This is a genomic window from Arthrobacter sp. ASL1 (assembly GCF_056680475.1).
This window is the reverse complement of record NZ_CM155284.1, coordinates 3165160-3180584: the sequence shown is the minus strand read 5'-3', so window position 1 is coordinate 3180584 and position 15425 is coordinate 3165160. Positions and strand designations below refer to the sequence as shown.

The 15425-nt window shown below is 63.9% G+C and carries 9 protein-coding genes; 2 read left to right on the top strand and 7 right to left on the bottom strand.

The window, feature by feature from the left end:
• Positions 1-11: 11 nt before the first annotated feature.
• From rpsJ to rpsL, 5 genes are all read right to left on the bottom strand, one after another.
• Positions 12-320 (bottom strand): 30S ribosomal protein S10, encoded by a 309-nt coding sequence (rpsJ, locus tag AC1MEQ_RS15060; protein WP_013349689.1) that lies wholly within the window; start codon positions 318-320, stop codon positions 12-14.
• Between the two features lie 534 nt (positions 321-854).
• Entirely contained in the window at positions 855-2045 is a 1191-nt protein-coding gene (gene tuf / locus AC1MEQ_RS15055; RefSeq protein ID WP_479791782.1) for an elongation factor Tu, read from the bottom strand.
• Between the two features lie 231 nt (positions 2046-2276).
• Positions 2277-4391 carry an elongation factor G gene (gene fusA, locus AC1MEQ_RS15050; RefSeq protein ID WP_479791781.1) on the bottom strand — a complete coding sequence of 705 codons (2115 nt, stop codon included), beginning with the start codon at positions 4389-4391 and terminating at the stop codon, positions 2277-2279.
• An 84-nt stretch (positions 4392-4475) separates the two neighbouring features.
• Complete coding sequence (gene rpsG, locus AC1MEQ_RS15045; RefSeq protein WP_479791778.1) at positions 4476-4946, bottom strand: 30S ribosomal protein S7; 471 nt, start codon at positions 4944-4946, stop codon at positions 4476-4478.
• Complete coding sequence (rpsL, locus tag AC1MEQ_RS15040) at positions 4946-5320, bottom strand: 30S ribosomal protein S12 (protein ID WP_372697002.1); 375 nt, start codon at positions 5318-5320, stop codon at positions 4946-4948. The genes rpsG and rpsL overlap by 1 nt, the downstream gene beginning before the upstream one ends.
• Before the next feature lie 255 nt (positions 5321-5575).
• On the opposite strand from rpsL, the gene AC1MEQ_RS15035 reads away from it, so the two are divergent.
• Complete coding sequence (locus AC1MEQ_RS15035) at positions 5576-6193, top strand: hypothetical protein (RefSeq protein ID WP_479791777.1); 618 nt, start codon at positions 5576-5578, stop codon at positions 6191-6193.
• 154 nt (positions 6194-6347) lie between these two features.
• Here AC1MEQ_RS15035 and AC1MEQ_RS15030 read toward each other — a convergent pair whose 3' ends face one another.
• Both AC1MEQ_RS15030 and rpoB read right to left on the bottom strand, forming a co-directional pair.
• Positions 6348-10238 (bottom strand): DNA-directed RNA polymerase subunit beta', encoded by a 3891-nt coding sequence (locus AC1MEQ_RS15030; protein ID WP_479791775.1) that lies wholly within the window; start codon positions 10236-10238, stop codon positions 6348-6350.
• Between the two features lie 132 nt (positions 10239-10370).
• On the bottom strand, positions 10371-13877 hold the full coding sequence (gene rpoB / locus AC1MEQ_RS15025; RefSeq protein WP_479791773.1) for a DNA-directed RNA polymerase subunit beta: 3507 nt from the start codon (positions 13875-13877) through the stop codon (positions 10371-10373).
• Between the two features lie 343 nt (positions 13878-14220).
• Here rpoB and AC1MEQ_RS15020 point away from each other — a divergent pair, with 343 nt between their 5' ends.
• The gene (locus tag AC1MEQ_RS15020) at positions 14221-15414 is read left to right on the top strand and encodes an acetyl-CoA C-acetyltransferase (RefSeq protein WP_479791771.1); all 1194 of its coding nucleotides are present in this window, start codon (positions 14221-14223) and stop codon (positions 15412-15414) included.
• Positions 15415-15425 lie beyond the last annotated feature (11 nt).

Here is a 15425-nt window from a genome sequence, read left to right as displayed (position 1 = left end):
CAGCACCTCCCCTAAAGCTTGATTTCGATGTTGACGTCCGCCGGCAGGTCGAGACGCATCAGCGAATCAACAGCCTTCGGGGTCGGATCGACGATGTCGATCAGACGCTTATGCGTGCGCATTTCGAAGTGCTCACGGCTGTCCTTGTACTTGTGGGGCGAACGGATCACGCAGTACACGTTCTTCTCCGTCGGCAGCGGCACGGGGCCAACTACGGTTGCGCCTGCGCGCGTGACCGTCTCAACGATCTTCCGGGCAGAAACGTCAATGACCTCGTGGTCATACGACTTCAGCCGGATGCGGATTTTTTGTCCCGCCATGGCGTCATGCCTCTTTCTAAGTAGCACTCTCTGTACAGTTACTGTGCACTAACTGGTCCCTGCGGACCGGCACGCTCCGCACGGGCTGAATCCGGACATTCCCGGGTTCCTCACCCCGCCGAAGCTCCGACCCCCGCGGTCGGGCGTGTCGCCTAATATCGGCTACACGACCCGCAAGAAGGGGGCGGGTCATATTTGGGCCTCGATGTTTCTGTCGTATCCGCCCCTGCCCCGGGCATTATCCCGGGCGGGACGCAATCTCTGTCGAAACCGGCCTCGGCCCCGGTATCGGCGGACCGATCGGCGGGCACAAGGCACAAAGAGGCGCTTGAACAACTTATCCAGTGTGTCAGATCGGGGCGGCATTTACCAATCCATGCCGATCCGCCGTGCCCAAGAACACACGTGTGTCGGCCACTTGCCCCACGCAAACGGTGGAGGGTAGCGGCCATTCCTGGTTCCGGACATGAAAAGGCCCCGCCGAATGAACGACGGGGCCTCTTCCGACCTACAGGTCAGATCATCAGGCAGAGACTACTTGGTGATCGTGGTGACGCGTCCCGAGCCGACGGTGCGGCCGCCTTCGCGGATGGCGAAGCCGAGGCCCTCTTCCATGGCGATGGGCTGGATCAGCACAACGCTCATTTCGGTGTTATCGCCGGGCATGACCATCTCCGTGCCCTCGGGCAGGGTGATGACGCCGGTGACGTCCGTGGTGCGGAAGTAGAACTGCGGGCGGTAGTTCGAGTAGAACGGGTTGTGGCGTCCGCCTTCGTCCTTCGACAGGATGTAGACGTTGGCCTCGAACTCGGTGTGCGGGGTGATCGAGCCGGGCTTGACGATAACCTGGCCGCGCTCGACATCCTCACGCTTGATGCCGCGGAGCAGCAGGCCACAGTTCTCGCCGGCCCATGCCTCGTCGAGCTGCTTGTGGAACATCTCGATGCCGGTCACCGTGGTCTTCTGGACCGGACGGATGCCGACGATCTCGACCTCGGAGTTGATGCCCAAGGTACCGCGCTCGGCGCGGCCGGTGACAACGGTTCCGCGGCCGGTGATCGTGAAGACGTCCTCGATCGGCATCAGGAACGGCTTGTCCTTGTCGCGAACCGGGTCCGGGATGAACGTGTCGACAGCTTCCATGAGCTCCTCGACGGCCGCAACCCACTTCGGATCGCCTTCCAGGGCCTTCAGGCCCGAAACGCGGATCACCGGGGCGTTGTCGCCATCGAATTCCTGCGAGGACAGAAGTTCGCGAACTTCCATCTCCACGAGGTCGAGGAGTTCCTCGTCATCGACCATGTCGGACTTGTTCAGGGCCACCAGCAGCGTCGGAACGCCAACCTGGCGGGCCAGCAGCACGTGCTCGCGCGTCTGGGCCATCGGGCCGTCGGTCGCGGCGACCACGAGGATCGCACCGTCCATCTGGGCGGCACCGGTGATCATGTTCTTGATGTAGTCAGCGTGACCCGGAGCATCGACGTGCGCGTAGTGGCGCTTTTCCGTCTGGTACTCGATGTGGGAGATGTTGATCGTGATGCCGCGCTGGCGCTCTTCCGGGGCGGAGTCAATCGCCGAGAAATCACGCTGCTCGTTCAGATCGGGGTACTTGTCAGCAAGCACCTTCGAAATGGCAGCCGTCAACGTGGTCTTGCCATGGTCAACGTGACCGATGGTGCCGATGTTAACGTGCGGCTTAGTCCGCTCGAACTTTGCCTTCGCCACAGGTTCCTCCTAGAACGTATTCAGAAGACTTACCTCGCCCGCGCGGTTCGCAGGCGAATCTCGATTAAGTCTACTGTGGGCTTGTTTATTTCTTGAAATTGCGGTTTCCGTTCGGCTCCGCTAAGGGAACACCACGTACGCCTTGGGGAGGCCGGCCGGACATCCCTGCCCGGCCGGCAAACCCGGTGTCGCTTACCTTTCGGTCCGCGACCAGTCTAGTTCCCTGGACGATTACTCGCCGCGGGACTTCTGGATGATCTCCTCGGCAACAGCCTTGGGGACCTCGGCATAGCTATCGAACTTCATCGAGTACACGGCACGGCCCTGGGTCTTGGACCGCAGGTCGCCGATGTAGCCGAACATCTCCGACAGCGGAACGTTGGCCTTGATAACCTTCACGCCGGCGGCATCCTCCATGGACAGGATGGAGCCACGGCGTGAGTTCAGGTCACCAATGACGTCGCCCATGTACTCCTCGGGAGTACGGACCTCGACGGCCATCAGCGGTTCCAGGATGATCGGGTTGGCGCGGCGGGCGCCTTCCTTGAACACCTGGGAGCCGGCGATCTTGAACGCCATCTCGGACGAGTCGACGTCGTGGTAGGCACCGTCAAGCAGGATTGCCTTCACGCCGACCATCGGGTAACCGGCCAAGACGCCGAACTGCATGGCTGCCTGGATGCCTGCATCCACGGAGGGAATGTACTCGCGCGGGATGCGTCCACCGGTGACGGCGTTCTTGAATTCGTAGAACACGCCATCCGTGGTGTCCAACGGCTCGAAGGCCATCTGGACCTTGGCGAACTGACCCGAGCCGCCGGTCTGCTTCTTGTGCGTGAAGTCGACCTTGTCGACGGCCTTCTTGATGGTCTCGCGGTAGGCCACCTGGGGCTTGCCGACGTTGGCCTCGACGCGGAACTCGCGCTTCATGCGGTCCACCAGGATGTCGAGGTGGAGCTCGCCCATGCCGCCGATCTCGGTCTGGCCGGTGTCCTCGTTCAACGAAACCGTGAACGTGGGGTCCTCGGCCGAGAGCTTCTGGATGGCAGTGGAGAGCTTCTCCTGGTCACCCTTGGTCTTCGGCTCGATGGCCACGAAGATTACCGGGTCGGGGAAGGACATTGATTCGAGCACGATCGGCGCGTCCATGGCGGCCAGGGTGTCACCGGTGGTGGTGTCCTTCAGACCGATCGCGGCGTAGATGTGTCCGGCATGTGCCTCATCGACCGGGTTCTCCTTGTTGGCGTGCATCTGGAAGAGCTTTCCGATGCGCTCCTTCTTGCCCTTGGTGGTGTTCATCACCTGGAGGCCGGAAGACGCCTTGCCGGAGTAGACGCGGATGAAGGTCAGCTGCCCGAAGAAGGGGTGCGTCGCGATCTTGAACGCCAGTGCGGAGAACGGCTCTTCCTCGCTCGGCTTGCGCGTCATCTCGATTTCCTCGTTGCGCGGGTCGTGCCCGATCATCGGGGGGACGTCGAGCGGCGAGGGAAGGTAGGCAACGACGGCATCGAGCATCGGCTGAACGCCACGGTTCTTGAAGGCCGAACCACAGAAGACCGGGTAGGCCTCGGAATTGACGGTCATTTTGCGGATGCCGGCGACCAGTTCCTCGTTGGTGATTTCCTCACCCTCGAGGTACTTCTCCATCAGCTCGTCCGAGGACTCGGAAACGTCCTCGATCAGCTTGGCACGGTATTCCTCGGCCTTGGCCTGGAGATCTTCGGGGATCTCGCGGGTTTCGTAGGCGGCACCCATGGTCACGTCGCCCTTGGAGTCGCCCGGCCACACGAGGGCCTTCATCTGGACAAGGTCCACGACGCCGACAAAGTCGTTCTCGGCGCCGATCGGCAGTTGCATGACCAGCGGCTTGGCACCCAGGCGCTTCACGATGGTATCGACCGTGTAGTAGAAGTCGGCACCGAGCTTGTCCATCTTGTTCACGAAGCAAATGCGCGGAACGTCGTACTTGTCGGCCTGGCGCCACACGGTCTCGGACTGCGGCTCCACGCCTTCCTTGCCGTCGAAGACGGCAACGGCGCCATCGAGCACGCGCAGTGCGCGCTCGACCTCGACCGTGAAGTCAACGTGGCCCGGCGTATCGATGATGTTGATCTGGTTGTTGTCCCAGAAGGAGGTCACGGCGGCCGACGTGATCGTGATGCCGCGTTCCTTTTCCTGTTCCATCCAGTCAGTCGTCGATGCGCCGTCGTGCGTTTCGCCGATCTTGTGGTTCACACCCGTGTAGAACAGGATGCGTTCCGTAGTAGTGGTCTTACCGGCATCGATGTGGGCCATGATGCCGATGTTGCGGACCTTCGTGAGGTCGGTGAGCACGTCCTGTGCCACGTTGTCTCCCTTATTCTGTGGATTCCTGCACGACGGCGGTGGTGCACCGGGGGTGCCCCGCCGCGCCGTCGTGCATGAGGCCGGTTACCAGCGGTAGTGGGCGAATGCCTTGTTGGACTCGGCCATCTTGTGAGTGTCTTCGCGGCGCTTCACAGCGGCACCCAGACCGTTCGACGCATCCAGGACCTCGTTCATGAGGCGCTCGATCATCGTCTTCTCGCGGCGGGCCTTGGAGTAGCCCACGAGCCAGCGCAGTGCCAGCGCGGTCGCGCGGCCCGGCTTGACCTCGATCGGCACCTGGTAGGTGGCGCCACCGACACGGCGGGACTTGACCTCGATGGCCGGGCGGACGTTGTCCATGGCCTTCTTGAGGGCGACGACCGGATCGGAGTTGATCTTGGCCTGCACACCTTCGAGGGCACCATAGACGATGCGCTCAGCGGTGGACTTCTTGCCATCGACCAGGACCTTGTTGATCAGCTGGGTGACAAGCGGGGACCCGTAGACCGGATCGGAAACGAGGGGGCGCTTGGGCGCCGGACCCTTACGAGGCATTACTTCTTCTCCTTCTTGGCGCCGTAGCGGGAACGAGCCTGCTGGCGGTTCTTCACGCCCTGCGTATCGAGTGCGCCACGGACGATCTTGTAACGGACACCCGGAAGGTCCTTCACGCGGCCGCCGCGGACCAGCACGATGGAGTGCTCCTGCAGGTTGTGGCCGACACCGGGGATGTACGCGGTGACTTCAACGCCGCCGGCCAGGCGCACGCGGGCGACCTTACGCAGCGCGGAGTTCGGCTTCTTCGGGGTGGTGGTGTACACACGGGTGCACACGCCACGACGCATCGGGTTGCCCTTCAGGGCAGGGGCCTTGGTCTTGTTGACCTTCGGCGAGCGGCCCTTGCGGACCAACTGCTGAATAGTAGGCACTTTCGTGTCCTCCGGTTTCTTGGTTCTGCTGCGCCCGAGCCCCACATGCGGCTACCGGACACTGCGCTTTTGGTCGTTTCATCGCAGCGCTTGCGGAGTCGACCGTAGGCGTGCAAAAGTGTGGCATTTGTTGCGCAAGTTCCCCGCAACCCGGACCGTGTCCATTTGCCACACATAAAAACAATTACCCATATCCTAACACGACACGGAAGGCGCCCTGTAACCGTCGGCCCCAGCCGGTGGCACACTATTCCCATGGAATATCGCCCGCTGCTTCGCCGGCGCATCCGGGCGGCGCGCCGCCCGGCATTGGCCCGCCTGGAACTCGATCTGCTGGCCGACGCGGCCACCGGCACCGAGGGCACCGTGGAGGCGTTCCCGGAATTCCTCGACTATCTCGCGGCCACGGACCGATATATCTTCCACGGGTCCAACCGCCAGGGGATCACCGAATTCCGCACCGAGCGCGAATCCTCTGATGCCTCCGCATTCGGCCGCCGGCAAGCGGTGTTCGGTACGCATGATCCGCACTGGGCGATGTTCTATGCACTCGTGGACCGGGACAATGCTTTCCTCATCGCCAACGCCTCGATGGCCATGCACCGTTCGTCTCGGCTCCGCTGGTACCGGCGCACGGTCTTCGCCAACGATCTGAAGGCACCCGGCTTCACCGCCGGACGGCTCTACGCGCTCCCCCGCGCCGGCTTCGAGCCGGAGCCCCGCAAGTTCGGAGTGCTGGACACGGCCCAATGGGTCTCGGCACGCCCCGTCCGGCCCTTGTTCAGCCTTCCGGTCTCATCGCGCGCCTATCCCCCGGCACGATTCATCGTCCACCTCCCCGGAACCTCGCTCCCTGCCCGGTGGCGGCAGTGACGGAACCTCGGATCCTGCTCCCGACCCACGGATCAGGAGATACGTCACCCAGGTGACTAGTCGCCTGATTTGATGTCTGCGATGGCGCTGGACATGATGATGGCCGGCACCCCCAGGGGATGCCGGCCATCATCATGTCCATGGACCGCTGAGACTACCGGAAGTCGTTCCCGAGATCGTAGTCATCCATCGGAATGGCGTGGAACTCGGGGCTCATCCCCGGCTCGACTCCTTCATAGTCGAAGCCCGTGAAGGCGCTCGGACCGGTGAAGAGGTTGGCCTTGGCGTCCTCGGTGGGCTCGACCGTGACCTGCGTGTAGCGATCCAGACCGGTACCGGCCGGGATCAACTTGCCGATGATCACGTTCTCCTTCAGGCCCAGCAACGGATCCGACTTGCCTTCCATCGCTGCCTGCGTCAGGACACGCGTGGTCTCCTGGAAGGAAGCGGCGGAGAGCCAGGAATCCGTAGCCAGCGAGGCCTTGGTGATGCCCATGAGCTCGTCACGACCGGATGCAGGCGTCTTGCCCTCCGAAACCGCCTTGCGGTTTTCGTTGGTGAAGCGGCTGCGTTCGGCCAACTCGCCGGGCAGCAGCCCGGTTTCGCCGGACTCGATCACCGTGATGCGACGAAGCATCTGGCGAACGATGACCTCCACGTGCTTGTCGTGGATGCCCACACCCTGGGACTGGTAGACCTCCTGGACTTCGCGGACCAGGAACTTCTGGGCTTCGCGGGGTCCAAGAACTCGCAGAACCTGCTTCGGGTCGATGGCGCCGGCAACCAACTGCTGGCCCACCGCCACCGAATCTCCGTCTGCCACGAGCATGCGCGCACGGCGCAGCACCGGGTAGGCGATTTCCTCGGAGCCGTCATCGGGGGTGATGACGATTCGCAGCTGCTTCTCCGCGTCCTCGATGGTCACGCGTCCGGCAACCTCGGAGATCGGGGCGACACCCTTCGGTGTACGGGCCTCGAAGAGCTCCTGGATGCGGGGCAGACCCTGGGTGATGTCTTCTGCCGAGGCAACACCACCGGTGTGGAAGGTACGCATCGTCAGCTGGGTACCCGGTTCACCGATGGACTGTGCGGCGATGATGCCGACGGCCTCACCGATGTCCACGGTCTTGCCCGTGGCCAACGAACGGCCGTAGCACAGTGCACACGTGCCCACGGCGGACTCACAGGTCAGCACGGAGCGGACCTTGATCTCCTGGACGCCAGCGTTGAAGAGCTCGTCGATGACGACATCTCCCACATCTGAACCGCCCGCGGCGAGCACCTTGCCCGATCCATCGACCACGTCGACGGCCAGGGTGCGGGTGTACGCGGAGTTCTCGACCGTCTCATGCATGCGCACGGTACCGATCTCGTCGACGTAGGCGATCGGCACGGTCAGGCCGCGCTCGGTGCCGCAATCAGCTTCACGGACGATGACATCCTGAGAGACGTCCACCAGACGACGGGTCAGGTAACCCGAGTTGGCGGTCTTCAGCGCGGTATCCGCCAGGCCCTTACGGGCACCGTGGGTGGCGATGAAGTACTCGAGAACGGACAGGCCCTCACGGTAGGAGGACTTGATCGGACGCGGGATGATCTCGCCCTTGGGGTTGGAAACCAGGCCACGGATACCCGCGATCTGACGCAACTGCAGCCAGTTACCACGGGCCTTCGAAGTCACCATGCGGTTGATGGTGTTCAGTTCCTCCATGCCGGCACGCATGGCCTCGGCAACCTCGTCGGTCGCCTTGGTCCAGATGTCGATCAATTCGGAACGACGCTCGTCATCGGCAATCAGACCCTTGTCGAACTGGGCCTGGACCTTCAGAGCCTGCTCCTCGTAGGGAGCCAAGATGGCGGCCTTGTCCATGTTCGAGGTGATGTCCGAGATGGCCACGGTGATGCCCGAGCGGGTCGCCCACTTGAAGCCGGAGTCCTTGAGGTTGTCCAGCGTCGCCGCCGTCACGACCTTCGGGTAGCGCTCGGCGAGGTCGTTGACGATGTCCGAGAGTGCGTCCTTACCGGCGACACGGGCAACCCAGGGGTAGTCCGCGGGCAGCGTCTCATTGAACAGCACCTGTCCGAGGGAGGTCTCGATCAGTGCAGGGGTGCCTTCCACCCAACCTTCCGGTGCAACCTGCTCGGCGGAGGGCACGAAGCCATCCACCCGGATCTTCACCGGTGCGTTCAGGTGCAGATCGCCACGGTCCAGCGCCATCAGGGCCTCGGCAACCGAGCTGAAGGCGTGTCCATCGCCTGCTTCCCCCGGACGCTTGGTGGTCAGGTGGTGCAGGCCGATGATCATGTCCTGCGACGGCAATGCCACAGGGCGGCCATCGGAGGGCTTGAGGATGTTGTGGCTCGAGAGCATCAGGATCCGCGCCTCGGCCTGGGCCTCTGGGCTCAGCGGCAGGTGCACTGCCATCTGGTCACCGTCGAAGTCGGCGTTGAACGCGGCACATACCAACGGGTGCAACTGGAGGGCCTTGCCCTCCACCAGCATCGGTTCGAAGGCCTGGATGCCCAGACGGTGCAGGGTGGGTGCACGGTTGAGCAGCACCGGGTGTTCGGTGATGATCTCCTCGAGCACATCCCAGACCTGCGGACGGTAGCGCTCGACCATGCGCTTGGCGCTCTTGATGTTCTGCGCGTGGTTGAGGTCAACCAAGCGCTTCATCACGAACGGCTTGAAGAGCTCCAGTGCCATCTGCTTGGGCAGGCCACACTGGTGCAGCTTCAGCTGCGGGCCGACGACGATGACCGAACGGCCGGAGTAGTCGACGCGCTTGCCGAGCAGGTTCTGGCGGAACCGTCCCTGCTTGCCCTTGAGCATGTCGGAGAGCGACTTCAGCGGGCGGTTGCCCGGTCCGGTGACCGGGCGGCCACGACGGCCGTTGTCGAACAGCGAGTCAACGGCTTCCTGGAGCATGCGCTTTTCGTTGTTCACGATGATCTCGGGGGCCCCGAGATCGAGCAGGCGCTTCAGGCGGTTGTTGCGGTTGATCACGCGGCGGTACAGATCGTTGAGGTCGGAGGTCGCGAAGCGGCCACCGTCGAGCTGGACCATCGGGCGCAGTTCCGGCGGGATCACCGGCACGGCGTCCAGCACCATGCCCATGGGGCTGTTGGTCGTGGTCAGGAACGCGTTGACGACCTTCAGGCGCTTCAGGGCACGCGTCTTGCGCTGGCCCTTGCCGTTCTTGATGATGTCGCGGAGCAGTTCGGCTTCCGCGGGCATGTCGAAGGTCTCCAGACGCTTCTGGATGGCCTCGGCGCCCATGCAGCCTTCGAAGAAAAGTCCGTACTTCTCGCGCAGCACGCGGAACAGGCCCTCGTCGCCTTCGAGGTCGGCGACCTTCAGGTTCTTGAACCGGTCCCAGACCTGCTCGAGGCGTTCGATCTCGGCGTCGGCCCGCTTGCGCACCTGGGCCATCGTCTTGTCGGCCAGGTCGCGGGCCTTCTTCTTCTCGGCGGCCTTTGCACCCTCGGCTTCGAGCTTGCCGAGGTCGTTCTCCAGATCGCGGGCGATCGCCGCGATGTCGGAGTCGCGGTTGTCGACGAGCTGCTTGCGCTCGACGTCGTGCTGGGCCTGCAGGTTCGGAAGCTCCGCGTGGCGGCGCTCCTCGTCGACCGAGGTGATCATGTAGGCGGCGAAGTAGATGACCTTCTCGAGGTCCTTCGGCGCCAGGTCCAGCAGGTAGCCCAAGCGCGAGGGAACGCCCTTGAAGTACCAGATGTGGGTGACGGGTGCGGCGAGCTCGATATGGCCCATCCGCTCGCGACGCACCTTGGCGCGGGTCACCTCGACGCCGCAGCGCTCACAGATGATGCCCTTGAAGCGCACGCGCTTGTACTTGCCGCAGTAGCACTCCCAGTCGCGGGAAGGACCGAAGATCTTTTCGCAGAAAAGACCGTCCTTCTCGGGCTTCAGGGTGCGGTAGTTGATGGTCTCCGGCTTCTTGACCTCGCCGAAGCTCCAGTCGCGGATCTCTTCCGCGGTGGCCAGGCCAATGCGCATGGTGCCGAATGAGGATTCGCTGGACATATGGTCCCTGTCTCTCTCTTGTTCTGAAGAAGTCTGGTGTTCATCGGCAGGTTCTGGACCTGCCGGGGAGGGGAAAAGGAATGGGTACGACGGCGGGTGCCCGGCAAGGGTGCCGGGCCTCCGCCCCTCGTGCTAAACCTCGTCGACGGAGCTCGGCTCCGACCGGGAGAGGTCGATGCCCAGCTCTTCCGCAGCCCGGAACACTTCTTCGTCCGAGTCCCGCATCTCGATGGGATTGCCTTCGGTGGAGAGGACCTCCACGTTCAGGCACAGCGACTGCATTTCCTTGATGAGCACCTTGAAGGATTCCGGAACGCCCGGTTCCGGGATGTTCTCGCCCTTCACGATGGCCTCGTAGACCTTCACACGTCCGTGGATGTCATCGGACTTGATCGTCAGCAGTTCCTGCAGCGTGTAGGCGGCGCCGTAGGCCTCGAGGGCCCAGACTTCCATTTCGCCGAAGCGCTGGCCACCGAACTGCGCCTTACCACCCAGCGGCTGCTGCGTGATCATGGAGTACGGTCCGGTGGAGCGTGCGTGGATCTTGTCGTCCACCAGGTGGTGGAGCTTCAGGATGTACATGTACCCCACGGACACCTCGTCCGGGAACGGCTGGCCGGAACGACCGTCGAACAGCCGTGCCTTGCCGGAGTTCCCGATCAGGCGGTCTCCGTCGCGGGTCACGTTGGTGTGGTCCAGCAGCCCGCGGATCTCGTCCTCGTGGGCGCCGTCGAACACCGGGGTGGCGACGGTCGTCGGGCCGGATTCGCGCGGCAGGTTGGGCAATTCCTTGACCCAGTCCGGCTCGCCCTCGATCTTCCAGCCCTGCTTGGCTGCCCACCCGAGGTGGATCTCCAGCACCTGGCCCACGTTCATGCGGCCCGGGACACCCAAGGGGTTCAGCACCACATCGACCGGCGTGCCGTCCTCCAGGAACGGCATGTCCTCGATCGGCAGGATCTTGGAGATGACGCCCTTGTTGCCGTGGCGTCCGGCAAGCTTGTCGCCGTCCGTGATCTTGCGCTTCTGCGCGACGTAGACGCGGACCAGCTGGTTCACGCCCGGGGGCAGCTCGTCGTCGTTGTCGCGCTCGAAGATGCGCACGCCGATGACCGTTCCGGACTCGCCGTGCGGCACCTTCAGGGACGTATCGCGGACCTCGCGGGACTTCTCGCCGAAGATGGCGCGCAGCAGGCGCTCCTCCGGGGTCAGTTCCGTCTCGCCCTTCGGGGTGACACGGCCGACCAGGATGTCCCCGGCCTCAACCTCGGCACCGATGTGGATGATGCCGCGCTCGTCGAGCTGGCCCAGGACCTCCTCGGAGACGTTCGGGATGTCCCGGGTGATCTCCTCGGCACCAAGCTTGGTGTCGCGGGCATCGACCTCGTGCTCCTCGATGTGGATCGAGGTCAGCACGTCGTCGGAGACCATGCGCTGGGAGAGGATGATCGCGTCCTCGAAGTTGTGGCCTTCCCAGGACATGAACGCCACGAGCAGGTTCTTGCCCAGCGCCAGTTCACCATTGTCGGTGGACGGGCCATCGGCGATGATCGACTGGTATTCCAGGCGATCGCCCTCGGCGACGCGGACACGCTGATTGTAGGCGTTGCCATGGTTCGACCGGGCGAACTTCATGATCGGGTAGGCGGACTCGGTGCCGTCGTCGTTCATGACGGTGACCAGGTCGGCGGAGACCTCGCCGACCACGCCGGGCTTGCCGGCGGTGATGGAGTCACCGGCGTCGACCGCGACGTACTTTTCCATGCCGGTGCCGACCAACGGCGCCTCGGAGGCCAACAGCGGCACGGCCTGGCGCTGCATGTTGGCACCCATGAGGGCGCGGTTGGCGTCGTCGTGCTCCAGGAACGGGATCAGCGCGGTGGCCGCGGAGACCATCTGTCGCGGGGAGACGTCCATGTAGTCGATCTCGGGCGGCTCGACGAGCACGGGCTCGCCGCCGCCGCCACGCTCACGGCAAAGGACCAGGTCCTCGACGAAGTGCAGGTCGTCGGTCATCGGGGCGTTCGCCTGGGCGATGATCGCCTCGAGTTCCTCGTCCGCTGTGAGGTAGTCGACCTGGTCGGTGACCTTGCCGTTGACGACCTTGCGGTACGGGGACTCGATGAATCCGAAGTTGTTGATGCGGGCGTAGGTGGCCAGCGAGCCGATCAGGCCGATGTTCGGGCCTTCGGGGGTCTCGATGGGGCACATGCGGCCGTAGTGCGACGGGTGGACGTCTCGGACTTCCATGCCGGCACGGTCACGGGACAGGCCACCCGGGCCCAGCGCGGACAGGCGGCGCTTGTGCGTCAGTCCGGCGAGCGGGTTGTTCTGGTCCATGAACTGCGAGAGCTGGGAGGTCCCGAAGAACTCCTTGATAGCGGCCACGACGGGGCGGATGTTGATCAGCGTCTGCGGCGTGATGGCCTCGACGTCCTGCGTGGTCATGCGCTCGCGGACGACGCGCTCCATGCGTGAGAGACCGGTGCGGACCTGGTTCTCGATGAGCTCGCCGACGGCGCGGATGCGGCGGTTGCCGAAGTGGTCGATGTCATCGACCTCCACGCGGATGTCGACCTTCTCGCCCTTGCGGATGCCGGGAACGGTGGCTTCACCGGCGTGCAGGGCCACCAGGAACTTGATCATCGCGACGATGTCATCGATGTTCAGCACCGAGGCAATCGGCGAATCCAGCGGGGTCTCGACGCCGAGCTTGCGGTTGATCTTGTACCGTCCGACCTTGGCCAGGTCGTAGCGCTTGGCGTTAAAGTACAGGTTGTCGAGCAATGCCTGGGCTGCGTCGACCGTCGGCGGCTCGCCCGGACGGAGCTTCCGGTAGATGTCGAGCAGCGCCTCTTCCTTCGTCTCCGTCGCGTCCTTCTCCAGGGTGGCGCGGATGGAATCGTACTGCCCGAACTCCTCGAGGATGCGGCCTTCAGTCCAGCCGAGAGCCTTGAGCAGCACGGTCACGGACTGCTTGCGCTTGCGGTCGAGGCGGACGCCGACCTGGTCGCGCTTGTCGATCTCGAGCTCGAACCAGGCGCCACGCGAGGGGATGATCTTCGCGGTGAAGATGTCCTTGTCACTGGTCTTGTCCGGGGTGCGCTCGAAGTAGGCGCCCGGGGAACGGACCAGCTGCGAGACGACGACACGCTCGGTGCCGTTGATGATGAACGTGCCCTTGCCGGTCATCAGCGGGAAATCGCCCATGAAGACGGTCTGCTGCTTGATTTCGCCCGTGTTGTTGTTCATGAACTCGGCCTTGACGTACAGCGGGGCCGCATAGGTCGCGTCGCGGTCCTTGCACTCGGCCTCGGTGTACTTCGGGTCCGCGAACTCAGGTTCGGAGAAACTCAGCGACATGGTGCCCTGGAAGTCCTCGATCGGGGAGATCTCCTCGAAGATCTCGGCCAGCCCGGACGTGTCGGCGACACCGGCAACGCCCTCGGCACGGGCCTTCTCCAGCCGCGACTTCCAGTTCTCGTTGCCAACGAGCCAGTCGAAGCTCTCGACCTGAAGCGCCAGCAGATTCGGCACGTCGAGGGGTTCGTGGATCTTTGCGAATGTGATTCGGCCAGCCGCTTCCGCGGTGCGAGCCGAACTAGCGGTTTGATGATTTGAGGTGCTCGAGGCGACCAAGATGGATCCTTCCACAGACCGTCAGGTTTCCGACGCCATCCCCGCCCGGGATGAGGAACCCGGAACACCACCGAACATCGGGCCCACCGCTATATGAAGGCCGACTGGAAAGAGGGAAGACGCAAGGATCCACATTACACGCCTGTAGAGAATCTGTCCACCATACTAGATGTTCGGGCAAAAGGCCCGCATCGGAACCAAAAAAATTTGGCGGACCTCCTGCCCCACCGCGATTCCGGGCTCACCCGCACTTCCCGCGCCGGCGGCTCTCCGCGCTTTGGTCATTATGGTCTGCGTCACCATAATTGGGTAAAGAGTTGTTTTCGACGAAAGTGAGCGCACCATGTCCGACCCCCGCGACGCAGTCATCATTTCGGGGTCCCGCACCCCATTCGGCCGACTGAAGGGCCAACTGGCCGGCTTCACCGCCGTGGACCTGGGCGCCGCCGCCATCGTCGGGGCCCTGGACAAGGCAGGAGTCCCGGCTGTCGATGTCCAGGCCGTCATCATGGGCCATGTCGTGCAGGCTGGATGCGGGCAGAATCCGGCCCGCCAGTCGGCCATCAAGGCAGGCATTGGCTGGAACGTGCCAACGGTCACCATCAACAAGGTCTGCCTCTCCGGGTTGGCTGCCATCACCGATGCCGCCCGCATGGTCCGCCTTGGCGAGGCGGATGTGGTCATCGCCGGCGGCCAGGAGTCGATGACCAACGCCCCGCACCTTCTGCCCGGCAGCCGGAAAGGATGGAACTACGGCAGCTTCACCGCCATTGATTCGGTCGACCACGACGGACTCACCGATGCCTTTGACGGACAGTCCATGGGGGTGGGTACCGAAGCCAAGAATGCCGAGCTCGGGATCGACCGGCTCCCGCAGGACGAGGTTGCTGCGGCATCGCACCAGCGGGCAGCCGCAGCCCAGAAATCCGGTGTGTTCGACGCCGAGATCGTCGCGCTCTCGGCTCCCCAGCGCAAGGGCGATCCGGTAATCGTCGACGCGGATGAGGGAATCCGCCCCAACACCACCGCGGAGACGCTCGGCGGTCTCCGCCCCGCCTTCGCGAAGGACGGGACCATCACCGCAGGCAACTCATCCCCCCTCTCGGATGGGGCAGCAGCCGTCGTCGTCGCCTCCCGCGAATACGCAGAGAGCAAGGGACTGGACATCCTGGCCGTCATCGGCGCTCCGGGGCAGGTAGCCGGCCCGGATACCTCCCTGCACTCACAACCGTCAAACGCCATCAACTCCGCCCTGGACAAGGCCGGCTGGTCCGTCTCCGATCTGGACTTCATCGAGATCAACGAGGCCTTCGGTGCGGTTGCATGCCAGTCGTTGAAGGACCTGGGTTATCCACTGGAGAAGACGAATGTCCATGGGGGTGCCATCGCCTTGGGCCACCCTATTGGGGCCTCCGGGGCACGCCTGGCACTGCATGCCGCGCTCGAGTTGCAGCGGCGCGGCGGCGGAAAGGCCGCGGTGAGCCTGTGCGGCGGCGGCGGGCAGGGCGAGGCCCTGCTGCTCTCCCGGGACGCCTGAGCAGACGGGGG

Coding starts and splice junctions, on each gene's coding strand:
- rpsJ (WP_013349689.1), bottom strand. CDS start 320: ATGGCGGGACAAAAAATCCGCATCCGGCTGAAGTCGTATGACCACGAG.
- rpsG (WP_479791778.1), bottom strand. CDS start 4,946: ATGCCTCGTAAGGGTCCGGCGCCCAAGCGCCCCCTCGTTTCCGATCCG.
- AC1MEQ_RS15035 (WP_479791777.1), top strand. CDS start 5,576: ATGGAATATCGCCCGCTGCTTCGCCGGCGCATCCGGGCGGCGCGCCGC.
- AC1MEQ_RS15030 (WP_479791775.1), bottom strand. CDS start 10,238: ATGTCCAGCGAATCCTCATTCGGCACCATGCGCATTGGCCTGGCCACC.
- AC1MEQ_RS15020 (WP_479791771.1), top strand. CDS start 14,221: ATGTCCGACCCCCGCGACGCAGTCATCATTTCGGGGTCCCGCACCCCA.